This is a genomic window from Phaeobacter gallaeciensis DSM 26640, assembly GCF_000511385.1.
Lineage (GTDB): Bacteria > Pseudomonadota > Alphaproteobacteria > Rhodobacterales > Rhodobacteraceae > Phaeobacter > Phaeobacter gallaeciensis.
Map to the genome: position 1 here is coordinate 733,160 of NC_023137.1, position 21,892 is coordinate 755,051.

A 21,892-nucleotide genomic window follows, 5' to 3' on the forward strand; every position below is an offset into this window, starting at 1 on the left:
ATCAGCCCTTGCGCAAAGCCTTGATCAGTTCATCTTTGTTCATGGTCGAACGCCCCTCAACCTCAAGCTCGCGGGCACGCTCCATCAACTCATCCTTGGTCCAATCCTCATATGGTGGCGCTTTGCCGCCTTTTTCAGAGGGGGCCATAGTGTCGTTGGCCTGGGCATTGGCGATAGCTGCGGCCTTGGACTTGCTATAGCCCTTGTCGCGGAGAGCATCATAGGTGCTGTCATTCTTGATAGAGGGGCTGTGGGTTTTTGCCATGGGATGCTCCTTTGTCTCAGGGGCAACGCAGAGACATGAGCGATTGTTCCGCGGAAACATCAGTCTTCACGGTTGCGCTGCGCGAGGTTTATTCCGCTTTCTGGCCCTCACTCAGCAGATCGCCACCGCCGTCGGGGGCGTTGCGTTCACGGGTGGCGGCTTCCTCATTGGCGTCTTCAACCCGCGCCGGATCAGCGGCTGCTGGAAGGGGAGTCTCTGCCGCAGCTGGTGCAGGCTGCGGCGACGGATCAGCGGTGTCTCCACGCGGCTGATCGGTGATGGGCAACAGGCTGGCCCCGGCCTTGGCATCCACGCGCAGGCGGTAGATCGGTTCTGGCAGGCCAAATCCGTTGCTCTCCAGGGCGGTTTTGGCGGTGCGGATCGCCTCGCCGCGCGCCTTCAGAAAGCTGCTGCGGGTCTGGTCCACCCAGCCGGTGAAGGTCAAGATCACGTTGGAATCGCCCACTTCCTTGACCCATGCCCCCACCGACGGATCGCGCAGCACGAAGGGCAGCGATTGCAATGCGTCGACTGCCGTCGATAGGGCCGCTGCCAGATCGGCGTCCGCATCAACCCCCAGCTCAAATTCAAACCGCCGGTTGGCGTCGCGTGTGTAATTCACAATCCGGCCCTTAAATACGGTCGCATTCGGGATGCGGATATGGTTGCCCTCCGGTGAAATCAGAATGGTTGCACGCGAGGTCAGCCGGGCCACAGTGCCCATATCGCCAGCGATCTCGACAAAATCATTCGGTCTGAAGGGTTGCCGCAGGCTCAGCAGGATTGAGGCGATGAAATTCTCTACCGTGTCGCGCACCGCAAAACCAACCGCGAGCCCCGCCACACCCGCAGCCCCCAGAACCGCACCCAGCAACGCGGTTGCGTTTAGGATATCCAGTGCCACCACCAGCCCCAGAATGATGAAGGCGATGCGGGCAACGGCGCTGTAGACCTCTGCGATAAAGGAATTGGGCGCCAGACGTTGCCAGATCCGCAGCCGGGTGGTGACCAGCCATCCAAAGGCGGAGATCATCACGAAGACCAGCATCGCAACAAAGAAGATCGGCGCATTGGCGATGATATTGCGGGTCCGCTCCTTCAGTCTGGAGACGGCTGAGTCCAGCCGTTCGTCCAGCCGACCATTGACCAGGGTTTGGTTTTCGATCGCCACGACACCATCAATCCGCTCAATCATGGTGGTGAGTTGGGTCTGGCGTGCGTTGTCCAGAACTTCTCCCGCAAGGGTTACCACACCGTTGGAAACCGTGACGCCGACTTTATCAAACCCGTCGATTTCCCCCAGGAGTTCGACGATCCGGCGGCGGATCTGCGAATCCGGAGCTGCTTTGCCGTCCAGTTGGATTGCGCTGTTAGTTTGAACCGGTTCGCTGCTAGTCTGGGCTGCCGCCAGAACCGGCATCAGCAAGGATATCATCAGGGTTGCTACCGCCAGACCGTGCAACAGCAACTGCAGCGCCCGCTCGGGGCAGATGATGCATGTCATGGCAGGGCGTACGCCCGATACAGCGATTGCTGGGCGGCGGGCAGGGCAGTCAGGCATTGGCATCCTCGGTCTGGGGCGCAGATGTGAAATTTCGGCAGCGGATCGAAGTCAAGGCTGGCTGCCGCTCCGCTATGGTTCTGTGACTTCAGGGCTAGGTCAACCGCAGACGGGCGTCGATGTCACGACAAACTACCTCAAATGCAAAAACACCCCGCCAGAACGGATCTGACGGGGTGCTCGGGCGCAGTTGGTTTACTGTGCTTCCTGAGATTCTTCGGTAATGGCATCGCCAAGATCTGAGACGTCGCGGCCGAACCCTTCGGTGGTTTCGCAAGCGGCCAGGCCGGCCAGAGCAAGTGCAGCAATGAAAAGTCGCATATCAATTTCCTTTCGTTTCACGGCGCTGGGGCCGTTTCCAATCCGGAATATCCTCCGGTCTTATGCGCGCCAGTCTGCGACCAGCGGAAGGGTGGGGCGCGGGCAAATGCCCGGTCGCGTCCCCGGTTGGCCCCGATCAGCTGGGGCCTGTCCCGTCTCATCACGGGGTTGCGCTGGGATAACGCCCGTCGCGCAGCATCGGTTCCCACCGAAGCGGCTGATCAGAAAAGAAAATGGCTGACAGGTTAGTGTGGAGTTCTGAGGGGTGACTGTGTCGGAACCACAGCGCCACCAATACGTTTTGGTACTAAGTTTATTCTGAATTGCCGGACAGGAGCCTGCAGAACATGACATCCCAAGATCAGCCCGTTGCCGAAATGATCGAGGCCACAACAGAGCTGCTTGAGGAAGACAGCATCAGCGTGGCGGACGTTGTGGAGGATCTGGGCCACTCATCGATGTCGGCGACCCTGCTGCTCCCTGCCATGGCGGTTGTGTCCCCTCTCAGCGGGGTGCCGCTATTCTCCACAATCTGCGGTATGCTGATCTTCCTGATTGCAGGGCAGATGGCATTGGGGCGCGATCATCTCTGGTTGCCGGATTGGCTTCGAAAGCAGCGGGTCTCCTCTGACCGTGCGCGAAAGGTGTTGGGGCCGATGCGTCGCATGGCTCGGTTTCTGGACCGTCATACGGAGGCCCGTGTCAAGATTTTGCTACGGCAGCCTTTTCTGACAATCCCATGGGTCATCTGCGCGCTCTGCGGGCTGGCAATGCCATTTCTCGAACTGGTGCCGTTCAGTTCCTCCACACTGGGGATTGTCGTCAGTAGCCTCGCCGTCGCGATGTTGACCCGTGACGGATTGGTAATGCTGATTGCTTTGCTATTGCTGGCCGCGGCGGGGATTGGCCTGCCGTATCTGCTGCTCTGATGTCAGGTCATCCGGGCCGTTGATGACGCCGCCGCACCTTTGCTGGGCGACCGGGGATGGACAGGTCCGCATCGCCGCGCGCGCTCCGGCTGATCACCTTGCCGCGTGAAATCACCGCGAGGCGCGCAGGCCGCAGACGCAGCGCCTCGGTCGGGGTGGCGGCATCCAGCACCACCAGCGATGCACGGTCACCTTTCTTCAGCCCATAGCCCTCAAGCCCCATGATGGCGGCATTGCTCTCGGTCACCATGGTGAAACACTGCGCCATCTCATCGGGGTGGGTCATCTGCGCCACATGCATCCCCATGAAGGCCACATCCAGCATGTCGCCGGTGCCAAGGCTGTACCAGGGATCCAGCACGCAGTCCTGACCCCAGCCTACGGTGACACCCGCTTCAAGCAGTTCCTTCACGCGGGTCAGGCCGCGCCGCTTCGGGAAGCTGTCATGCCGTCCCTGCAAAACGATATTGATCAGCGGGTTGGGGATGGCCGCGATTTCCGCTTCGGCGATCAGCGGCAGCAGTTTGGAGACATAGTAGTTGTCCATTGAATGCATCGAGGTGAGGTGACTGCCCGCAACGCGTCCCTGTAACCCGTGCCGCAGGGTTTCCTGCGCCAGGGTCTCAATATGACGCGACAGGGGGTCATCGGTCTCGTCGCAGTGGATATCAACCTGCAAACCCCGATCCGCCGCAATCTTGCAAAGGTCGCGCAGAGAGTCCGAGCCATCCTGCATGCTGCGTTCGAAATGTGGAATGCCACCGACCACATCGACCCCCATATCCAGTGCGCGGATCAGGTTTTCGCGCCCGTTTTCAGCGCGATAGAGCCCATCCTGCGGGAAGGCGACAAGTTGCAGGTCGATATACTCCTTCACGGCCTCGCGAACCTCCAGCATCGCGGTCACGCCCCGCAGGTGATCTGCGGTGATATCCACATGGGTACGGATCGCCAGCAACCCCATGCTGGCCGCCCAATCGCAATAGGTCAGCGCGCGGTTGACCATATCGTCGACACTGGCCTGCTCGCGCAGCTCCCCCCAAAGGCTGATACCCTCCAGAAGTGTGCCGGAGGCGTTGACCCGTGGCAGCCCGTAGGACAGCGTTGCATCCATGTGAAAATGCGGATCCACAAAAGGGGGCGAGACCAGATCGCCGCTGGCGTCTATAACTTCGTGCGTCTCGGCTGTGATGGAGGCCGCAACCTCGCTGATCCGGTCGCCGGTGATGCCGATATCCGCGACAGAACCGTCGGGCAGGGTGCCGCCCTTGATCAACAGGTCCAACATCATCTCTCTCCCTTGTTGAATGGCACCATCAGCGCGGCAGGCACCTCGGCGCGGCGCGACATCACGACCAGCGCCAGTATCGACAGAATATAGGGCAGCATCAGGAACAACTGATAGGGCACCACCGCGCCGATTCCGGTTTGTTGCAGGCGGATTTGCAGCGCATCAAAGGCCGCAAAAAGGATCGCGCCAAGCACCGCCTTACCCGGTCTCCACGCGCCAAAAACCACCAATGCAATACAGATCCAGCCGCGCCCGTTCACCATGTCGAAGAAGAAGCTGTCAAAGGCCGAGAGCGTCAGAAACGCGCCGCCCACCGCCATAAACCCGCTGCCGACGACCACCGCGCCCATGCGGATCGCGGTCACCGACAGCCCCTGCGCGGCCACGGCCGACGGGTTCTCTCCTGCAGCCCGCACCGCAAGGCCTAGCGGCGTCCGATACAGCGTATAGGCACACAGCCCGGCCAGCACAAAGGCGGCATAGGTCAGTGGTGTCTGGGAAAACAGTGCCGGTCCGAGTAGCGGCAGGTCTGATAAGAACGGGATTTCATAGGGTTGGAAGGCTTCGATCTTAGGCGGCGATGACACCTCGGGCAGCACCACGCGGTAGGTGTAGAAGGTCAGGGAGGTGGCCAGAAGTGTCAGCCCGATGCCCACCACATGCTGCGAGAGACCAAAGGGTACGCTGAGCGTCGCATGTAGCAGGCCAAAACCCATGCCAGTCAGCAGCGCCACACCAACCCCACCCCAAAGCGGCAGGCCCGCCCAGACCGCAATCCAGCCGGAGAAGGCGCCAGCGACCATGATCCCCTCAATCCCGAGGTTCAGCACACCGGCGCGTTCGCAGATCAGCTCTCCCAATGTGGCAAAGATCAGCGGCGAGGCGATGCGGATGGCGGCTGCCCAGAAGCTGGCGGAAAGCAGGATTTCGAGAATGTCCATCTCAGTCCCTCCGCAGCCGGAATTTGCTCAGAAGGATCGCCAGCACCATCAGCAGCAGGGCAGAGGCCAGCATGATATCGGCCAGATAACTCGGCACACCCGCAGCGCGGCTCATGCTGTCGGCACCGACGAAAATGGCCGCCACAAACAATGCCGCAAAAACAACCCCGATTGGATGCAGCAGGGCAAGCATGGCCACAACGATGCCGGTGTAGCCAAAACCGGGGCTGAGATCGAGCGTCAGCGCGCCTTTGAGGCCTGATACCTCGGAGTAACCTGCGAGCCCGGCCAGACCGCCCGATAACAGTGCAGTCTTGAGGATTACGCGCGTGACCGGAATGCCCGCAAATCGCGCGGCCTCGGCGTTCTGGCCAACCGCGCGCATCTCATAGCCCAGCGTGGTGCGTGTATTGATTACCCAGATCACCACAGCTGAAATCAGCGCCAGCGCAAACCCCCAGTGCAGCCGCAGCCCGTCCACCACCCGAGGCAGACGCGCGTCGGGGCTCAGCCGTGGGGATTTCGGCCAGCCCATCCCCATCGGATCCTTCAGCGGCCCTTCGAGCAGGTAGGAGACAAACAAGAGAAAGATGAAGTTGAACAGGAGCGTGGTGACCACCTCATCCACCCCCAGCCGCGTTTTCAGCAGCGCAGGCCCCAGCAATAGCGCAGCCCCGGCGACCATCGCGGCCAGACCCAGCAGCGGCAGCAGCAGGGGCGCAGGCAGGTTCAGCGCGCCGGTTCCCAGCACAACCGTGATAACCGCCCCAGCATAAAGCTGCGCCTCAGCGCCGATATTCCAAAGTTTGGCGCGAAAGGCGACGGCAATGGCGAGGCCGGTGAAGATCAGCGGGGTTGCCCGGTTCAGGGTTTCCAATAGCGCAAATTTCGACCCGAACGCGCCGGTCAGGATCAGGCCAAAGATTGACAGTGGCTCTCCACCAGCAATCTGGGCCAGTGCTGCGGCAATCACAAAGGTCGCCAACAGCGCCAGCGCAGGCGGCATCAGCCGCCGCGGCCAGCTTGGCGCGGCAATCGGTTCAAGCCGCATGGCCATCCTCCGTCTGTGGGCTGTCAAAGCCATGACCGGCCATCCAGGCCCCTAGCTCTTCTGGCTGTTTGGAGCCTCGGGCAAACCCGGGGCTTAGACGCCCTTCGCTGATCACATGAATCACATCAGATAGCTGCATGATCTCGTCCAGATCCTCAGAGATCAGCAAGACCGCCGCGCCTCGGGCACAGGCCTTGGCCAGTTGTTCATGCACATAGGTGACCGCGCCGATATCCAGCCCGCGCACCGGCTGATTGGCGAGGATGATCTGCGGGGCCTGCTCCAGCACGCGGCCAAGGATCAGCTTCTGCATATTCCCACCGGACAGCAGACGAATGCGGGTGTCCGGGCCGGGGCAGCGGACATCATAGCCCGCGATCACGGTCTTGGCGAAGTCACGCGCGGCCCGCCAGTCAAGCCAGCCACGGTGGCTGAAACGGGTGGCGTAGGTTTCAAGGATTGCATTCTCCGTCAGATCAAAATCGGCAATCGTCCCGGTTTTGTGGCGGTCTTCGGGGATGCGGGCAATACCTGCACTAATGGCTTTGCGTGGTGTCCAGCTCGCAATATCGCTGCCATTCAGGATCAGGCTGCCGGATTGCGGCGTGATCAGGCCGGAGACCAGATCAGACAGCGCGGCCTGTCCATTGCCAGAAACCCCGGCCAGCCCTGTAATTTGCCCTGCCGCCAGATCCAGCGAGACCCGCTGCAACCCGGGGGCTGCGCCGATGGTGGAGGTGGTGACATCGCGCAATTGCAACAGGGCAGGGCCGGGTGTGTTGACGGCAAATTTCGCGGGCGTCACCTCCGCGCCCACCATCAATGCGGCCAGTTGATCAGGGCTGGTCTCGGCGGTATTGCGTTCGGCGACCAATCGGCCATGGCGCAGCACCAATACGCGGTCTGAAATCGCCATCACCTCATGCAGTTTGTGGGAGATGAAGATCACGGACAGCCCCCGGCTGATGGCTTCGCGTAGGGTCGCAAAGAGCGCATCAGCCTCCTGGGGCGTCAGGACCGCCGTCGGCTCGTCCAGAATAAGGATCCGGGCGTCCCGGTAAAGCGCCTTCAGGATCTCAACTCGCTGCCGTTCACCCACGGTGAGCCGGGACACCTTGGCGTTGGGGTCGACCTTCAGATGAAACTGCTCGGCCAGTGCGCGGACGCGGGCCTTGGCCGGTCCGGCCCGAAGGCCGAGACCCAGCAGCGGCTCCACACCAAGGGTGATGTTCTCCCAGACCGTCAGATTGTCGGCCAGGGTGAAATGTTGATGCACCATGCCGACACCGCCATCCAGCGCTGCGCGCGGCGCACCGGGGGGCAGGGGGGAGCCAAACAGCTCCACACAGCCTGCATCGGCCGTGTACTGACCAAACAGGATGTTCATCAGCGTGGTCTTGCCCGCGCCATTTTCCCCAAGCAAGGCAATGACTTCGCCCGGAAACAGGTCAAAGCTCACGTCAGCGTTTGCGGTGACGCTGCCAAAGCGTTTGGTGATATTTTGCAGGCGCAGCACCGGGGTGGTCCCCGATGCCGCCGCCATCTGGTCCGACGTCATGCGCGGCCTCTCGTCAGGAGGACGCAGGCTCAGCGTCGTTGATTTCCACCACATAGGAGCCATCCTTGATGGCCGCTGTGCGGCTGGCGATCAGGTCCAGTGCTTTCTGCGGAATCTTCCCCTCAAAGGTGCCAAAAGGCGCCAGGGATGCGCCTCCTTCCTTCATGAAGGAATAGACGCCATAGTCCGCCGCAGTGAAGCTGCCGTCCCGCACCTTGGCAATCGCAGCATCCAACGTTGGCTCAAAATGCCACAGGGCCGAGGCCGCGACAGTGTCAGGGTAGTCGCCCTGCGTGTCGATCACATTGCCGATGGCCAGAACGCCCTTTTCCTTGGCAGCATCCGACACCCCAAAGCGTTCCGCATAGAGCATATCTGCCCCGTTTTCGATCATCGCAAAGGCGGTTTCCTTTGCCTTCGGCGGGTCAAACCAGCTGCCGATGAAGGAGACCTGGAAGGTGATGTCGGGGTTCATTTCCCGCGCACCGGCCATGAAGGCATGCATCAGGCGGTTCACCTCAGGAATGGGGAAACCGCCGACCATGCCGATATTACCACTCTCGGACATCGCACCGGCGACGATGCCGGACAGGTAGGACGCATCCTGAATATAATTGTCGAACACTGCCAGGTTGGGCAGCGCAGGATCTTCCTTGAAAGAGCTTCCCATCAGGAAGGCCACATCCGGGTAATCGGCGGCGACCTCGCGGGCCTCGGCCTCTACGCCGAAAATCTCACCGATGATCAGCTTGTGACCCTGTTCGGCGTATTCCCGCATCACGCGCGGGTAATCGGTGTTCGAGGTGTTCTCAGAGAAGGTATAGGTGATATCACCGCGATCCTTCGCGGCGAGGGCAGCAACATGGATGCGGCTGACCCACTGCTGTTCGACGGGCACCGTGTAGATGCCTGCAACCTTGATCGGTTCCGCGGCCTGTGCTTGCCCAGCCAGAGTGCTTCCCAGCCCAACGGTCAGCGCACCAGCGGCACAGCTGAGCAGAAACTGGCGGCGCGACATCCGCGCGCGGGTCTTGGTCGATGTCATGTCATTTCCCCCTGTCGATGGCCCTGCGGTGTTGCAGGCTCTTTTGGAACGTCGCCGGTCAAGCCCGCGTGTTATCGACGCTAGGGGCTCGGTCGTGACCCCGGCAATACGCGTCATATGTTCCGCAGGGGAAACTATAGGGGGGCGCTTCTCTTTTCGGCAAGGACGAATTCAAATATCAAAATTTGTGCGGTATTTGAACGGCTTGCTGCCGGTGAATTGCTGGCAGCTGATGTCCGTCTCGGGGTGCATTGCCATGCCACGGCCGGACCGATATCCCTGATGCAGACCCGCCCTCCGGCGTGGCCGTCATCGCATGAGGATCAAATGACACAGATCGAACGCCACCATACCGGCACCCGCATGAGCAAAATCGTCAAGCATGGCGATACCATTTACCTCTGTGGTCAGGTCGGCACCGCCGGGGCCAGCATTGCCCAGCAGACGCAGGATTGCCTTGATAAGATCGACGCCCTTCTGGCCGAAGCAGGCAGCGACAAATCCCGCATGCTGCAATGCACAATCTGGCTCTCCGATATGGCCGATTTTGCGGCGATGAATGCGGTTTGGGATGCCTGGGTGCCTGAGGGCGCGGCCCCGGCGCGGGCCTGCGGGGAAGCCAAGCTGGCGCGGCCTGAGCTACTGGTCGAAATGATCGTGGTTGCTGCTGCCTGATATCCGCAATTGCAAAAGGCCCCGGATGCGCCGGGGGCCTTGGCTGTCTGTTGTCGCTGCAGGCCTAGCGTCGCCGCAGCAGCCAGATGAAGAACACACCGCCCACCAGCCCCGTGACCAGTCCGATGGGCATGTCTTCTGGCGCCATCAGGGTCCGGGCGGCAATATCGGCGGCGACCAGAAACAACCCGCCAAACAGTGCTGACACCGGTAGCACCCGGCGGTGATCGCCGCCAACGATCAACCGGGCCACATGCGGTACAATAAGGCCGACAAAGCCGATCATGCCGGAGAATGCGACCATCACCCCGGTGATCAGCGCGCCGACGCAGAAAGTCATCAGGCGAAACCGCGCCACCGGGATACCCAGCGTTGTGGCCGTCTCGTCTCCGACCGTCATTGCGTTCAGATCGCCAGAGCGGGACCAGAGCCAGCCGCCACAGAGGAGCAGTACCACCAGAGGATAGGCCAGATGGCTCCACTGGGCGAGGCCAAGTCCCCCCAGCATCCAGAAGACCACGGTATGGGTTGCACGCGGATCGCCAAGGAAAATCAGCACATTGGCGCCTGCCATGATCACGAAGGACACTGCAACACCCACCAGAACCAGACGGTCGGCGGTGGTCGCCTCGGCAAAGCGGGAAACAGCCAGAACCAATGCCGTCGCCCCAAGCGCACCGACAAAAGCCAGCAGGGGAACAGTCAGAAGCCCCAGAAACAGTCCGGTGTGCAGCAGCGCCAGAATCGCGCCAAAGGCGCCACCGGCAGAGATGCCCAGCAGATGCGGATCGGCCAGCGGATTGCGGGTCACCGCCTGCAGGCTGGCCCCCACCATGGCAAGCCCGGCGCCGACCATCATCGCCAGCAGGGCGCGTGGGAACCGGATATCCCAGACAATCGCTGCCTGACCCTTGCTCCAGCTCACGTCAAATACACCGTCTGCCGCAAGCGCTGATCCGTGGGTCAGCTTGTGGGCGATAATGCCCCAGACGGAGGTCAAGGGAATGCCAACTGCGCCCACAGAAACGGCAATTGACAGGGTTAGGGCCGTCAGTACGGCCCCGCCCAGGATCCAAGCCAGCCGCCCACGCAGGCGCCGCTGGGCGCGCGCGCTGAGGCGCGGCTCAGGTGCGGGATGTGCGTGGGTGGTGGACATATCAGTTGCCTACCGGCTGCGCCGCGTCAAAGCTGGTGGCCAACGTCTTGATCGCGCGGATGTTGCGCGGGCCAGGCGTGGCTTCGACATACTCAAGGGTCACGAAACGGTCGTTCTTTACCGCGTCGATCTCGGCAAAGGCCGGGTTGCTCCGCATGAAGGCACGCTTCTCTTCAGCCGTGACGGACCCGTAGTTCACGATCACGATCACCTCGGGATTGCGCTCCACCACGGCTTCCCAAGTCACGGTGGCCCAGCTTTTCTCCAGATCATCCATGATGTTGCTGCCGCCGGCCGCCTCGATCAGCGCGGTGGGCATGGCGTATTTTCCTGCGGTGAACGGCGTATCCTCGCCGCTGTCATAGACAAAGACGCGCAGCGGATCGCTAGCCTCGGGGCGGTCCTTGGCAAAGGCGGCGAGTTCATCCTTGTAGCCCGCAACCAATGCCTCGGCTGTGTCTTCAACGGCGAAGATCCGGCCGAGGTTCAGCAGGTCATTGTACATGTCATCCATGCTGACCTTGGCCTTCTCACCGATATGAATGCAGCTTTCGGTCAACTCATAGACCTTGATGTCAAACGGCGCGAGGGTCTCTGGGGTGACTTCACCGCCCACTTTCATGCCGTAGTTCCAGCCGGCAAAGAAGAAATCCGCATCAGCGCCGATCAGTACTTCCTTGGAAGGGTATTTCGCCGACAACTCCGGCAGTTCCGCAACGCCGTCACGCATCACCGGATCCAGCGTTTTCCAGCCCGAAATACCCGTGTAGCCCACCATGCGATCGGCCAGTCCCAGCGCCAGCATCATCTCGGTCAGATTGACGTCATTGGAGATGGCGCGTTGCGGTGGTGCATCAAATGTCACGCTGCGGTTGCAGCTCTGTACCGTGGTTTCTGCCTGCGCCATGGGGGCGAGGGAGATGGCCATAACACCGGCGGCGAGCAGCTGCGTCATTGTGGAGAAACGGGCAGTCATAGTCAGGGATATCCTTATGAAACAGGGAGGTGAAAGGTCAGGTGTTCCTGCCCGGAGGGGGTCAGGGTTTCGCGTCTGGCAGCGACGTTGAAGACCCGGCTAACGGTGTCCTCGCTCAGCACGTCATGCGGCGCACCAAAGGCCAGTTGGCGGCCCTCGGACATCAGCAGGATTTCGTCACAGGCGCCGGCCGCGATGTTCAGGTCATGCAGGCTGGTCACAATGGTCACATCCAGATCCCGGATCAGCTCCAGCACGTCCAGTTGATGGCGAATATCCAGATGGTTGGTCGGCTCATCTAGCACTAGAAGTGCGGGTTCCTGCGCCAGGGCCCGCGCCACCATGACTCGCTGACGTTCGCCACCCGACAGGGTGCCGAAGGCCCGGTCAGCCATGCTGTAAAGGTCGAGACGGTCCAGCATCTCCTCAATGATCGCAGCATCGCGCGCGCCCGGCGTTGCAAACCCGGAGCGATAGGGCGCCCGTCCCAGGGCAACGATCTCCGCCACGGTCAAGGCAAAATCGGTGGGTTGTTCCTGCAGCACGGCAGCAACGCGTTGCGCGGCAGCTTTCGGCGGCAGGGCCCAGATATCGCTGTCCCCAACCGCAACCGTGCCGCTTCGCGGCTGGTTGAAGCGATAGATCACCCGCAGAAGGCTGGACTTTCCTGCACCATTGGGGCCAACCACACCCAGCACACGGCCCGCATCCAGATGAAAGCTGACCGGATGCAGGATCAGAGGCGCCGCACGGCCCGGCCCCCAGCTGACATTTGTCACAGTGAGCGCGGCTGCGGTCATTCCGCAGGCTCCATCGGCGCGGTTATTTTTGCCGCTTGGGCCGGCATTGGAGCAGTGGGCAGCAGGGCGGGGATGCGCGACAGGGTGGAGCGGCGCAGTTTTCCGGGGCGATCGATCGAGCTGCACCAGCCGTCCGCCAGCAATTTGTAGAGATCGGCAAAATGCAGAATATCCGCCAGATCGTCCTGAAGGTTAAGATCGCCAAACACGTAGCTGGCCTTGCCCTCGGCCTGAAATCCGACAGTGCAGGGATGGCTGCATCCGGCCATGCAGGCCACGCCCGCCACCTCCACGACGGTATCGCCGCGCCGGTCAAGCTCGTCTCGCAAGGCGCCAATCAGCTGCGACCCCGGACGGGTGCCGGGGTCTGTCCCTTTGCAGGATGTGCACACCAGAATGCGGTGCCGTGCTGTCCCGTCCATAGCGCCCTCCGCGCAATCCGATCAGGGGACAAAGGGGGGAGGGGACCAGCCACGCCAAAGCGTCGTGCCGCATCATCCTGCCCGCCGGAACACCCCGTCCGGTTCAATAGGTTTCCTGTGGATGGCAGGTCTCCTGACTTGCGGGTTGCTGCGGGCCTCGGCCTTCCCGGCCCAAAGGCCAGTGGTCTATCGAGGTCGCTCACCGCTCACAGTTGCGGGGGCAGTCGCGGATTTGGCGCCTTTTGGCTACACCACACCACGTTCCCTTTTCATCCCGTGACCGCGTTAGGGCCGTGGGAACCATCTGCGACTTTGGGTAGATTTCTCGCCAAGGTTTGTAAAGAAAAATCATCACTGCTGCACCGCTGTGTGCAAGCGGTGCGGCCTTTCAGGTGGCGTCGGCAGCGATCAGCTCACCATTTGGGCTGAGCCGGGGGCGCGGGAGGTGCTGCAACAGCGATGCGACACGCTGGCGGCAGTGTTCACCGGCCCAGTCATTGGGGTGAAAGCGCGACGGCAAATCCGGATGTCGCAACACCACACGGCGCCAGCGATGCACGATCAAGGTGCGCAGCGTGGCGATCTGTGCCGGGTCAAGGGCATGTACATCCGCAGTCAACTCCGGCGGTTTGACGGCACATAAAGTGCTGTCGAGCCGGGCACAGGCCAGTTTCAGATCTTCGGGAAATAGCCGCTGGCGCAGCCAGTCAGGCACGGCCAGATCCGGTTGATCAACCACCAGAAATTGGTCCCGCTCCCGTGGCAGGGAGCCATGGCCCAGCACGGTAGAGCGGTTGACTGCGACGTAATTGGGCTGTTGCAACAGCGCATCCAGAGCGCCGCCTTGCCCGTCCTGCGCAATCAGCAGGTGCCAGTCATTGGGGGCGAGTGTCGTTGGAGCATAGATGCGTGGGGTCACAGCAGCGGACTGGCTGCGGCCCATCGGCGTCAGGAAATGCACCGATGCACGGCCAGAGCGCGTGCTGTCGATCCAGCCGTCTTTGCGCAGCCGGTGCAAGGCAACGCGGATTGCCTCTGGCTTGATCCCCATCGGGGTGATGATCCGGGTGAGGGCGCTGCCGCCAATCTGGTCCCCGTCCCGCTGCGCCAGATCGCCAAAAAGCGAGACGATAATCGACCAGACCCGCTGGTTCTGCGGGTCGCTCAGGGCAGCTACGGTGGCGTCGAACCAGGTGGTCTGTGCATTGGTCATATATAATAGATAAGTCGCCCAGCCCGGATAGGCCAGACCGGACGATCGTCTGATGGCAGCGACCTATCAGAATGCGTTCATGGTCAGCAGCTCATATTCGGCGGCAATTTCATCATCCTGATTGGTCAGGGTGACATGCCAGCGCACCTCGCCGTACTCCTCGTTGCGGGGTGTCTTCTTCTTGACGGTGAGGCGCACCTTGATGGTTTCACCGGCAGAGATCGGTTTCATGAAGCGCAAGGAGTCGAGACCGGTATTGGCCAGAACCGGGCCTTCATCGGGCTGCACAAACATGCCTGCAGCAAAAGACAAGAGCAGATATCCATGCGCGACGCGACCGGGGAAAAACGGGTTACGCTTGGCAGCGTCGTCGTCCATGTGGGCATAGAAGGTATCGCCGGTGAAATGGGCAAAGGTCTCGATATCTTCCAGCGTGACGGTGCGCGGCGCGGTATGCAGCGTCTCGCCAATAGATAGCTCGCCGAATTTGCGGGTGAAAGGATGTGCGGGACCTTCGATCTCTGTGCTGCCGGGGACCCATTTCTGACCAATGGCGGACAGAATGTTGGGCGAACCTTGGATGGCGGTGCGCTGCATGTAGTGTTTGACGCCCCGCACGCCGCCCAGTTCCTCGCCGCCGCCAGCCCGGCCCGGGCCGCCGTGCACCATATGGGGAAGGGGAGAGCCATGACCGGTCGATTCCTTCATCGAATCGCGGTTGTTGAAATAAAGCCGCCCGTGATAGGCGCCCGCCCCCAGTGTGACCTCGCGGGCCACCTCGGCATCATGGGTTATGACGGAGGCCACCAGTGATCCTTCGCCGCGATTGGCCAGCGTGATGGCATGGCCCAGATCGCGGTAGCCCATGATGGTTGAGACCGGGCCGAAGGCTTCGGTGTCATGGATGCGCTGTGCCTTGTCCGGATCGGCGCAGTGGAACAGCATCGGCGGCACAAAGGCGCCTTTCTCGGCGTCGGCGCCATCGACCGCAAATCCGTCAGGATCTCCATAAACGCGGGTGGCCTCTTGGCCGATGATGGCAGCTTTTTCCAGCACGTCGCGCTTCTGGCCATTTGAAACCAGCGCGCCCATGCGAGTGGTTTCGAGGCGTGGATCGCCGATCGGGGTCTTCGCCAGCCGCGCCGACAGCGCTTCGATCACCGCCTCCACCTGCGCTTCCGGCGCGATGATACGACGAATGGCGGTACATTTCTGACCCGCCTTGGTCGTCATCTCGCGACTGACTTCCTTGACGAACAGGTCAAACTCCGGCGTGCCGGGTTGCGCATCTGGGCCAAGAATAGACGCGTTGAGGCTGTCCTGTTCGGCCACGAAACGCACCGAGTTTTTCAGAATCACCGGGTTGGCGCGCAGCTTCAGCGCGGTATCGGCAGAGCCGGTGAAACTGACCACATCCTGCATACCAAGATGGTCCAACATATCGCCAAGGCCACCGGAGACCAGCTGCAACGCGCCCTCGGGCAGGATGCCAGAGTCCAGCATCAGCCGCACCGCCAGTTCGGTGACATAGCAGGTCGCAGTGGCTGGTTTCACAATGGCCGGAACACCGGCAAGCAGGGTCGGAGCCAGTTTTTCCAACATCCCCCAGACAGGGAAGTTGAAGGCGTTGATATGCACCGCAACCCCTTGCAGCGGCGTGCAGATGTGCTGGCCGAGGAAGGTGCCGTTGCGGCTAAGCTGCTCAACATCGCCGTCCAGATAGACATGGGCATCCGGCATCTCGCGCCGTCCCTTGGAAGCAAAAACGAACATAGTGCCAATGCCGCCGTCGATGTCGATCATATGGTCGGACTGGGTGGCCCCGGTGTCGAACGACAGATCATAAAGCGCTTGTTTGTGCTGGTTCAGATGGCCCGCCAGCGCCTTCAGCATCCGGGCGCGGTCATGGAAGGTCAGCTTGCGTAAGGAGGGGCCGCCCACCGTGCGGGCATAATCCAGCATCCCCTGCACATCCAGCGCGTCATTGCCCGCCTGCGCAAGCGGGGCACCTGTGATTGCGCTGTTAATGCTGCGCGCGCCCGCACCCGGTTCAATCCACTGGCCAGCGGCAAAACTGGAAACATCAAGAAGGCTCATGGGCGGGTTCCTTTGCGTCTGGACCGGGGACTGCACGGTCTGAATATGAGAAGTCGCAAATATATTGACCAACCGGTCGGTTTATGCAAGGTCTTTGTCAACAACTGCACGAGGGGAGGCGCTGCAATGTCTGAAACGCTGTTGGTGGAGGACCACGGGACATGGGTGGAAATCACCCTGAATCGTCCGGACCGATTGAACAGTTTCACCGAGGAGATGCACCATGCCCTGCGCGCAGCCCTTGAGGCGGCCCGTGATGGCGGTGCCCGTGCGGTGCTGCTTACCGGGGCGGGGCGTGGCTTCTGCGCCGGGCAGGATCTGGGCGACCGCGATCCGCGCAAGATGGACGGCCCGCCTGATCTGGGCCACACCGTCCGCACCTTTTATGCGCCGCTGGTGAACCTTATTCGCTCGCTTAACTTTCCGGTCGTTTGTGCCGTGAACGGTGTAGCAGCCGGGGCAGGGGCAAATCTGGCGCTGGCCTGTGATGTGGTTCTGGCGGCTGAGAGCGCCAAGTTCATCCAGTCGTTCTCCAAAGTTGGCCTGATCCCGGACACCGGCGGCAGCTGGCATCTGCCGCGTCTTCTAGGCGAGGCGCGCGCCAAAGGGCTGGCGCTGACGGCCGAGCCGCTGCCCGCCAAGACGGCTGAGGAATGGGGCCTGATCTGGAAGGCACTGCCGGACGCAGATCTGATGGTAGAGGCCCGGGCCATGGCGGAGAAATTTGCAAACGGACCAACTCTGGGTCTTGGCCTGACCAAACAGTGCATCCAACAGGCGGCGGTCAACACGCTGCCCGACCAGCTGGAGATCGAGGCAGACGCGATGAAAACCTGTGGTGAAAGCGCGGATTATGCCGAGGGCGTGGCCAGCTTCCTTGAGAAACGCGCGCCTGCGTTCAAGGGTAAGTGACCATGACACAGCCGATGACACCAAAGGACCGCGCCGAAAAATCCGCCGCCGCCATGTGGGCCGACGATCACGCCTCCAAATGGGCGGGGATGGAGATCACCCATGTGGACGAGGGTGAGGCCACGCTGGAGCTGACCGTGGCCCAGCATCATTGCAATGGTCACGGCATCTGCCACGGCGGCGTGACCTTCATGCTGGCCGACAGCGCCTTTGCCTTTGCCTGCAACAGCCGCAACCAGTCGACCGTGGCGCAGCATAACGTGATCAGCTTCACTGCACCGGGACGTCTTGGTGACAGGCTGATTGCCATGGCCCGCGAGGTCTCCCTGACCGGACGCAGCGGTATCTATGACGTGACAGTGACCAATCAGGACAGCCAACAGATCGCAGAATTCCGGGGGTTTTCCCGCGCGATCAAAGGCCAGTTGTTCGACGAATAAGGCGTGGAGGATGCCATGGAAGACCTGAGCCCCAAGAAGGGTGAATTGGACCCGATCGAGATCGCTTCGATTGACGAGATCCGCAGCTTGCAGCTGGACCGGCTGAAGTGGTCGCTGCGCCATGCCTATGACAATGTGCCGATGTACAGGCAGCGCTTTGACGATGCGGGGGTACATCCCGATGACCTGCAACAGCTGTCCGATCTGGCCAAGTTCCCCTTCACCTATAAAAACGACCTGCGGGACAACTATCCCTTTGGCCTGTTCGCCGTACCGCGTGAACAGATCATCCGGCTGCATGCCTCATCCGGCACCACTGGCAAGCCGACTGTGGTGGGCTACACGGAAAATGATATCAGCAACTGGGCCGATCTGGTTGCACGTTCCTTGCGCGCCTCGGGCCTGCGCAGGGGCGATATGGTGCATAACGCCTATGGCTACGGTCTGTTCACCGGCGGGCTTGGCGCGCACTACGGGATCGAACGGCTCGGTGCTACGGTTGTTCCGATGTCGGGCGGCCAGACCGAAAAGCAGGTCGGTCTGATCACCGATTTTCAGCCCGATGGCATCATGGTGACGCCCTCTTATATGCTCAACATTCTTGAGCAGTACCATAAGGTTGGCATGGACCCGCGCGCGTGCTCGCTGAAGGTGGGCGTCTTTGGCGCTGAACCCTGGACCGATGCGATGCGCCGCGAGGTGGAAGAGGCCTTCGATATGCACGCGGTTGATATCTATGGCCTGTCTGAGATCATGGGGCCGGGTGTGGCCAATGAATGCGTTGAGACCAAGGACGGCCCCGTCATCTGGGAGGACCACTTCCTGCCCGAAATCATCGACCCGCAGACCGGCGAGGTGCTGCCGGACGGCGAGCTGGGCGAGCTGGTGTTCACCACCCTCACCAAGGAAGGCTTGCCGATGGTGCGCTACCGCACCCGCGATCTGACCCGCTTGCTGCCGGGCACCGCGCGCTCGATGCGGCGGATGGAGAAGATCACCGGTCGCAGCGACGACATGATCATCCTGCGCGGTGTCAACGTCTTCCCCAGCCAGGTCGAGGAGCAGCTGCTGGCGACCGGTGGCCTGGCGCCGTATTACCAGATCGAACTCTACAAATCGGGCCGCATGGATGCGATGCGGGTGTTTGTGGAGGCCAATCCGGACGCAACCGACGAGCTGAGCAAGACCGCGGCAGCGCGGATGCTGACCAAGCGGATCAAGGATATGGTTGGTGTCTCCACCGAGATCATTGTAGGCGAGCCGGGATCGGTGGAGCGCAGCCAGGGCAAGGCCAAACGCGTCGTCGACAACCGCAGCCAGTCCTGAACCGGGAGAGTGAGCCTTGGCCCGCACGATTGCAAAAGACCACGACGAGAAACGGGCCCAGATCCTGAAATCAGCGGCCAAAGTCTTTGCCGAACAGGGGTTTGACCGCGCGTCGATGACCCAGCTGGCGCGCGAGTGCGGGATTTCCAAGGCCAATATCTACCACTATTATGACAGCAAGGATGCCGTATTGTTCGGCATCCTTGATACCTATCTGAGCGATTTGCGTGATCGGGTCTGCGGTGTAGACGTCAGCGCGCTTTCTCCTGATCAGCGGCTGCGCCGCATCGTATCGGAAATCCTGCTGGCCTATCAGGGGGCCGACCATGAGCACCAGGTGCAGATCAGCGCCATGGGAGCGCTGCCGGAAGAGCAGCAGAAACTGCTGCGCGCCTATCAGCGTGAACTGGTGCAACTGGTTAGTGACGCGCTTGCCGGGGTCGCGGCCGAGGGCATCGCCAAGGATCCGGCGAAGCTGCGCGCCGCCACGATGTCGGTTTTCGGCATGTTAAACTGGTACTACATGTGGAATTCCGGCGCCGGGCCGGAGGCGCGTGAAGATTACGCGCAGATGGTGGCGGATCTGACCATGAACGGTATCCGATCGCTGTAGCTGGCCGACCGGGGCAGTCCGGTGGTGGTGCTCTCCCGCGCCGGTAAAATAATCTACCCAGACATGCAAAAGGCCGCCTGAAACGGGCGGCCTTAGGGTGATTCTATCCACAGATTTCCATGGTCAGAATGTCTTTAGATGGATGGGCGCGGAAAACCCGCGCCGCGATCCTTACAGCAGTTCCAGCGAACCTGCGGACTGCTTGCCGTCACGACCAGTTTCCAGCTCGTAGGAAACTTTTTGGTTGTCGTTCAAACCATTAAGGCCCGAGCGTTCAACCGCAGAGATGTGTACAAACACGTCCTTGCCGCCAGACTCAGGCTCGATAAAGCCGTAGCCTTTTGTTGCGTTGAACCATTTCACGGTGCCATTGGCCATCCGAATTCTCCAGTATCTATCTCCCCGCAGGGTGCGGGATCGTAAGGCCTGATATCACAGAGTGACCGGCGCCACCATGCCCACAATGTCATAAGTTTTGCGAAGGATGGGGGCTGTGATTTCTCGGGCACGCTCTGATCCGCGAGCGAGAATTTTGTCGATCTCATCCTGATGCTGCATAAGCCGGGCCATTTCAGTGGTGATCGGGCTCATTTTCGCAACCGACAGATCGGCCAACATCGGTTTGAACTCCGAAAACGCCTTACCACCCACATCTGCTAGCACCTGTTCGACCGACTGCTCGGCCATGGCGGCGTAGATGTTGACGAGATTGCGCGCTTCGGGCCGTCCTTCCAGCCCTTCGGCCTCAGAGGGCAGGGCGTCAGGGTCGGTCTTGGCCTTGCGGATCTTCTTGGCGATGGCATCAGCATCATCGGTCAGATTGATGCGGCTTGCATCCGATGGGTCGGATTTCGACATCTTCTTCGACCCATCCCGCAGCGACATGACGCGGGTGGCTGCGCCTTCAATCACCGGCTCGGTCAGTGGAAAGAAGTCGACGCCGTAGTCGTGATTGAACTTGGCCGCAATGTCACGGGTCAGTTCCAGATGTTGCTTCTGATCTTCGCCCACAGGCACATGGGTGGCGTGATAGACCAGAATGTCCGCCGCCATCAGCGCCGGATAAGCAAACAGACCAAGCGAGGCGTTCTGCGCGTTCTTACCGGCTTTGTCCTTCCACTGGGTCATGCGCTGCATCCAGCCCATGCGGGCCACGCAGTTGAAGATCCACGCCAGCTGCGCATGCTCTGGCACTTGGCTCTGGTTGATCAGGATCGATTGTTCCGGATCAAGGCCAGCGGCGATGAACCCGGCGCAAAGCTCGCGAGTGGATTTCTTCAGATCCGCCGGATCCTGCCAGACGGTGATCGCGTGCATGTCCACCATGCAGTAGATGCTCTCCACGTCCTTGGCCTGCCAGTCCACGAACCGCTTCAGCGCGCCAAGATAGTTGCCAAGGTGCAGATTGCCCGATGGCTGGATGCCGGAAAACACGCGTGGCGTGAATGTGGTCTCGGTCATCAAGAAACTCCCGTCTGGAATTAGGATCCTTGCTGGCTTAACCATGGCAGGAACCATCGTCAACCGCGCACGGATCAACCGGGCCGCGGGGCAGGGCGGCAGAGCAGACAAGCAGGAGCAAGATCACAATGGACTACCAAAAAGAACCGTCTCCGGTGAACCCGCTGCCGCCGGTTGTGGTGGCGCTTGTGCTGATCATCATGGCGATCGAAGCCGGGTTTTCGCTTGGTGCGCGCGGGATCTTTGGCGGGCCTGAGGCGGTGGGCTGGCGGCTGGAGGCGATCCAGACCTATGCCTTCTCTTCAGAGGTGCTTTGGTGGATGTGGGACACAGGGCAATGGCCGACGGAGCATCTGATCCGCTTTGTCTCCTATCCCTTTGTGCATGTCGCCTTCACCCAGACGCTGTTTGTCTGCGTCTTCGTCCTCGCTATGGGCAAGATGGTGGGCGAGATCTTTGGCGATCTGGCCATGGTGGTGGTGTTTCTGGTCTCCGGCGTTGGTGGTGCAGTGGGCTATGCGCTGCTGACCCAATCCGCAGTGCCGCTGATCGGTGGCTTTCCGGCGGTCTATGGGCTGATCGGGGCCTTCACCTATATTCTGTGGCGGCAATTGTCGCTGGTCGGTGCCCAGCAAAGCCGCGCCTTCACGCTGATCGCCTTTCTGATGGGAATCCAGCTGCTGTTTGGCCTGTTGTTCGGCGGCACGCTTGATTGGGTCGCTGACCTTTGCGGCTTTGCCACCGGCTTTGGTCTGTCCTTCTTCCTCGCCCCCGGCGGCTGGGCCCGCATCCGCAACCGCATCCGCCGGGAGTGAGCAGTCGGCCCTTTGGTGGCGTGT

At 61.2% G+C, this 21,892-nt stretch carries 24 protein-coding genes and 1 riboswitch; of the genes, 8 read left to right on the forward strand and 16 right to left on the reverse strand.

The genetic code is table 11. From position 1 onward, the window contains the following. Position 1 precedes the first annotated feature (1 nt). Positions 2-265, reverse strand: a complete 264-nt coding sequence (locus GAL_RS03555) for a DUF7218 family protein (RefSeq protein ID WP_024096222.1) — start codon at positions 263-265, stop codon at positions 2-4. An 88-nt stretch (positions 266-353) separates the two neighbouring features. Further along, on the reverse strand, positions 354-1,769 hold the full coding sequence (locus GAL_RS03560; protein WP_244462772.1) for a mechanosensitive ion channel domain-containing protein: 1,416 nt from the start codon (positions 1,767-1,769) through the stop codon (positions 354-356). On the opposite strand from GAL_RS03560, the gene GAL_RS22630 reads away from it, so the two are divergent. After that, positions 1,763-1,912: a hypothetical protein gene (locus tag GAL_RS22630; RefSeq protein ID WP_169731155.1), complete on the forward strand. Its 150-nt coding sequence runs from the start codon at positions 1,763-1,765 to the stop codon at positions 1,910-1,912. The two genes, GAL_RS03560 and GAL_RS22630, sit on opposite strands and share 7 nt — an antisense overlap. Positions 1,913-2,021: 109 nt before the next feature. On the opposite strand, the gene GAL_RS03565 is transcribed toward GAL_RS22630, so the two are convergent. Continuing rightward, entirely contained in the window at positions 2,022-2,147 is a 126-nt protein-coding gene (locus GAL_RS03565) for an entericidin A/B family lipoprotein (protein ID WP_024096224.1), read from the reverse strand. Positions 2,148-2,494: 347 nt separating this feature from the next. Between GAL_RS03565 and GAL_RS03570 the strand changes: the two genes are divergently transcribed. Then, entirely contained in the window at positions 2,495-3,076 is a 582-nt protein-coding gene (locus GAL_RS03570; protein ID WP_024096225.1) for an exopolysaccharide biosynthesis protein, read from the forward strand. Positions 3,077-3,083: 7 nt separating this feature from the next. On the opposite strand, the gene GAL_RS03575 is transcribed toward GAL_RS03570, so the two are convergent. From GAL_RS03575 to GAL_RS03595, 5 genes are read right to left on the reverse strand one after another with little or no spacing between them, the layout of a single operon-like run. After that, positions 3,084-4,364 (reverse strand): amidohydrolase family protein, encoded by a 1,281-nt coding sequence (locus GAL_RS03575; protein WP_024096226.1) that lies wholly within the window; start codon positions 4,362-4,364, stop codon positions 3,084-3,086. Then, positions 4,364-5,308 carry an ABC transporter permease gene (locus GAL_RS03580; RefSeq protein WP_024096227.1) on the reverse strand — a complete coding sequence of 315 codons (945 nt, stop codon included), beginning with the start codon at positions 5,306-5,308 and terminating at the stop codon, positions 4,364-4,366. The genes GAL_RS03575 and GAL_RS03580 overlap by 1 nt, the downstream gene beginning before the upstream one ends. Before the next feature lies 1 nt (position 5,309). After that, positions 5,310-6,359 (reverse strand): ABC transporter permease, encoded by a 1,050-nt coding sequence (locus GAL_RS03585; protein ID WP_024096228.1) that lies wholly within the window; start codon positions 6,357-6,359, stop codon positions 5,310-5,312. After that, positions 6,349-7,917, reverse strand: a complete 1,569-nt coding sequence (locus GAL_RS03590) for an ABC transporter ATP-binding protein (protein WP_024096229.1) — start codon at positions 7,915-7,917, stop codon at positions 6,349-6,351. The genes GAL_RS03585 and GAL_RS03590 overlap by 11 nt, the downstream gene beginning before the upstream one ends. Positions 7,918-7,930: 13 nt before the next feature. Continuing rightward, positions 7,931-8,962, reverse strand: a complete 1,032-nt coding sequence (locus tag GAL_RS03595) for a BMP family protein (protein ID WP_024096230.1) — start codon at positions 8,960-8,962, stop codon at positions 7,931-7,933. Between the two features lie 327 nt (positions 8,963-9,289). On the opposite strand from GAL_RS03595, the gene GAL_RS03600 reads away from it, so the two are divergent. After that, positions 9,290-9,637 (forward strand): RidA family protein, encoded by a 348-nt coding sequence (locus GAL_RS03600; protein ID WP_024096231.1) that lies wholly within the window; start codon positions 9,290-9,292, stop codon positions 9,635-9,637. A gap of 64 nt (positions 9,638-9,701) precedes the next feature. Here the strand turns inward: GAL_RS03600 and GAL_RS03605 are convergent, their stop codons facing one another. From GAL_RS03605 to paaZ, 6 genes are all read right to left on the reverse strand, one after another. After that, complete coding sequence (locus GAL_RS03605) at positions 9,702-10,793, reverse strand: FecCD family ABC transporter permease (RefSeq protein ID WP_024096232.1); 1,092 nt, start codon at positions 10,791-10,793, stop codon at positions 9,702-9,704. Position 10,794: 1 nt separating this feature from the next. Further along, positions 10,795-11,769: an ABC transporter substrate-binding protein gene (locus tag GAL_RS03610; RefSeq protein ID WP_024096233.1), complete on the reverse strand. Its 975-nt coding sequence runs from the start codon at positions 11,767-11,769 to the stop codon at positions 10,795-10,797. Positions 11,770-11,783: 14 nt separating this feature from the next. Beyond that, positions 11,784-12,569 (reverse strand): ABC transporter ATP-binding protein, encoded by a 786-nt coding sequence (locus GAL_RS03615; protein ID WP_024096234.1) that lies wholly within the window; start codon positions 12,567-12,569, stop codon positions 11,784-11,786. Then, on the reverse strand, positions 12,566-12,991 hold the full coding sequence (locus GAL_RS03620) for a DUF1636 family protein (RefSeq protein ID WP_024096235.1): 426 nt from the start codon (positions 12,989-12,991) through the stop codon (positions 12,566-12,568). The genes GAL_RS03615 and GAL_RS03620 overlap by 4 nt, the downstream gene beginning before the upstream one ends. A 106-nt stretch (positions 12,992-13,097) precedes the next feature. After that, a riboswitch (cobalamin riboswitch) is annotated at positions 13,098-13,311 on the reverse strand. Positions 13,312-13,379: 68 nt separating this feature from the next. After that, on the reverse strand, positions 13,380-14,204 hold the full coding sequence (locus GAL_RS03625; protein WP_024096236.1) for a PaaX family transcriptional regulator C-terminal domain-containing protein: 825 nt from the start codon (positions 14,202-14,204) through the stop codon (positions 13,380-13,382). A 66-nt stretch (positions 14,205-14,270) separates the two neighbouring features. After that, positions 14,271-16,301, reverse strand: a complete 2,031-nt coding sequence (gene paaZ / locus GAL_RS03630; RefSeq protein WP_024096237.1) for a phenylacetic acid degradation bifunctional protein PaaZ — start codon at positions 16,299-16,301, stop codon at positions 14,271-14,273. 126 nt (positions 16,302-16,427) lie between these two features. Here paaZ and paaG point away from each other — a divergent pair, with 126 nt between their 5' ends. From paaG to GAL_RS03650, 4 genes are read left to right on the forward strand one after another with little or no spacing between them, the layout of a single operon-like run. Then, complete coding sequence (paaG, locus tag GAL_RS03635; protein WP_024096238.1) at positions 16,428-17,213, forward strand: 2-(1,2-epoxy-1,2-dihydrophenyl)acetyl-CoA isomerase PaaG; 786 nt, start codon at positions 16,428-16,430, stop codon at positions 17,211-17,213. A gap of 14 nt (positions 17,214-17,227) precedes the next feature. Continuing rightward, positions 17,228-17,653: a hydroxyphenylacetyl-CoA thioesterase PaaI gene (gene paaI / locus GAL_RS03640; protein ID WP_040104227.1), complete on the forward strand. Its 426-nt coding sequence runs from the start codon at positions 17,228-17,230 to the stop codon at positions 17,651-17,653. A 15-nt stretch (positions 17,654-17,668) separates the two neighbouring features. Beyond that, entirely contained in the window at positions 17,669-18,979 is a 1,311-nt protein-coding gene (paaK, locus tag GAL_RS03645) for a phenylacetate--CoA ligase PaaK (RefSeq protein WP_024096240.1), read from the forward strand. Between the two features lie 16 nt (positions 18,980-18,995). Further along, on the forward strand, positions 18,996-19,592 hold the full coding sequence (locus GAL_RS03650; RefSeq protein ID WP_024096241.1) for a TetR/AcrR family transcriptional regulator: 597 nt from the start codon (positions 18,996-18,998) through the stop codon (positions 19,590-19,592). A gap of 171 nt (positions 19,593-19,763) precedes the next feature. On the opposite strand, the gene GAL_RS03655 is transcribed toward GAL_RS03650, so the two are convergent. Together GAL_RS03655 and trpS are read right to left on the reverse strand one after the other, a co-directional pair. Next, the gene (locus GAL_RS03655; RefSeq protein ID WP_014875579.1) at positions 19,764-19,970 is read right to left on the reverse strand and encodes a cold-shock protein; all 207 of its coding nucleotides are present in this window, start codon (positions 19,968-19,970) and stop codon (positions 19,764-19,766) included. Positions 19,971-20,024: 54 nt separating this feature from the next. Next, complete coding sequence (gene trpS / locus GAL_RS03660) at positions 20,025-21,053, reverse strand: tryptophan--tRNA ligase (protein WP_024096242.1); 1,029 nt, start codon at positions 21,051-21,053, stop codon at positions 20,025-20,027. Between the two features lie 128 nt (positions 21,054-21,181). Between trpS and GAL_RS03665 the strand changes: the two genes are divergently transcribed. After that, positions 21,182-21,868, forward strand: a complete 687-nt coding sequence (locus tag GAL_RS03665) for a rhomboid family intramembrane serine protease (RefSeq protein ID WP_024096243.1) — start codon at positions 21,182-21,184, stop codon at positions 21,866-21,868. Positions 21,869-21,892 lie beyond the last annotated feature (24 nt).

Excerpts from the sequence above, each read along its gene's own strand:
- trpS (WP_024096242.1), bottom strand. The coding sequence starts at position 21,053 with ATGACCGAGACCACATTCACGCCACGCGTGTTTTCCGGCATCCAGCCA.
- GAL_RS03655 (WP_014875579.1), bottom strand. The coding sequence starts at position 19,970 with ATGGCCAATGGCACCGTGAAATGGTTCAACGCAACAAAAGGCTACGGC.
- GAL_RS03665 (WP_024096243.1), top strand. The coding sequence starts at position 21,182 with ATGGACTACCAAAAAGAACCGTCTCCGGTGAACCCGCTGCCGCCGGTT.
- GAL_RS03580 (WP_024096227.1), bottom strand. The coding sequence starts at position 5,308 with ATGGACATTCTCGAAATCCTGCTTTCCGCCAGCTTCTGGGCAGCCGCC.
- GAL_RS22630 (WP_169731155.1), top strand. The coding sequence starts at position 1,763 with ATGTCATGGCAGGGCGTACGCCCGATACAGCGATTGCTGGGCGGCGGG.
- GAL_RS03590 (WP_024096229.1), bottom strand. The coding sequence starts at position 7,917 with ATGACGTCGGACCAGATGGCGGCGGCATCGGGGACCACCCCGGTGCTG.
- GAL_RS03610 (WP_024096233.1), bottom strand. The coding sequence starts at position 11,769 with ATGACTGCCCGTTTCTCCACAATGACGCAGCTGCTCGCCGCCGGTGTT.
- GAL_RS03570 (WP_024096225.1), top strand. The coding sequence starts at position 2,495 with ATGACATCCCAAGATCAGCCCGTTGCCGAAATGATCGAGGCCACAACA.
- GAL_RS03615 (WP_024096234.1), bottom strand. The coding sequence starts at position 12,569 with ATGACCGCAGCCGCGCTCACTGTGACAAATGTCAGCTGGGGGCCGGGC.
- paaZ (WP_024096237.1), bottom strand. The coding sequence starts at position 16,301 with ATGAGCCTTCTTGATGTTTCCAGTTTTGCCGCTGGCCAGTGGATTGAA.
- GAL_RS03565 (WP_024096224.1), bottom strand. The coding sequence starts at position 2,147 with ATGCGACTTTTCATTGCTGCACTTGCTCTGGCCGGCCTGGCCGCTTGC.
- paaI (WP_040104227.1), top strand. The coding sequence starts at position 17,228 with ATGACACCAAAGGACCGCGCCGAAAAATCCGCCGCCGCCATGTGGGCC.
- GAL_RS03555 (WP_024096222.1), bottom strand. The coding sequence starts at position 265 with ATGGCAAAAACCCACAGCCCCTCTATCAAGAATGACAGCACCTATGAT.
- paaK (WP_024096240.1), top strand. The coding sequence starts at position 17,669 with ATGGAAGACCTGAGCCCCAAGAAGGGTGAATTGGACCCGATCGAGATC.
- GAL_RS03575 (WP_024096226.1), bottom strand. The coding sequence starts at position 4,364 with ATGTTGGACCTGTTGATCAAGGGCGGCACCCTGCCCGACGGTTCTGTC.
- GAL_RS03595 (WP_024096230.1), bottom strand. The coding sequence starts at position 8,962 with ATGACATCGACCAAGACCCGCGCGCGGATGTCGCGCCGCCAGTTTCTG.
- GAL_RS03620 (WP_024096235.1), bottom strand. The coding sequence starts at position 12,991 with ATGGACGGGACAGCACGGCACCGCATTCTGGTGTGCACATCCTGCAAA.
- GAL_RS03560 (WP_244462772.1), bottom strand. The coding sequence starts at position 1,769 with ATGACATGCATCATCTGCCCCGAGCGGGCGCTGCAGTTGCTGTTGCAC.
- GAL_RS03585 (WP_024096228.1), bottom strand. The coding sequence starts at position 6,359 with ATGCGGCTTGAACCGATTGCCGCGCCAAGCTGGCCGCGGCGGCTGATG.
- GAL_RS03605 (WP_024096232.1), bottom strand. The coding sequence starts at position 10,793 with ATGTCCACCACCCACGCACATCCCGCACCTGAGCCGCGCCTCAGCGCG.
- GAL_RS03625 (WP_024096236.1), bottom strand. The coding sequence starts at position 14,204 with ATGACCAATGCACAGACCACCTGGTTCGACGCCACCGTAGCTGCCCTG.
- GAL_RS03600 (WP_024096231.1), top strand. The coding sequence starts at position 9,290 with ATGACACAGATCGAACGCCACCATACCGGCACCCGCATGAGCAAAATC.
- paaG (WP_024096238.1), top strand. The coding sequence starts at position 16,428 with ATGTCTGAAACGCTGTTGGTGGAGGACCACGGGACATGGGTGGAAATC.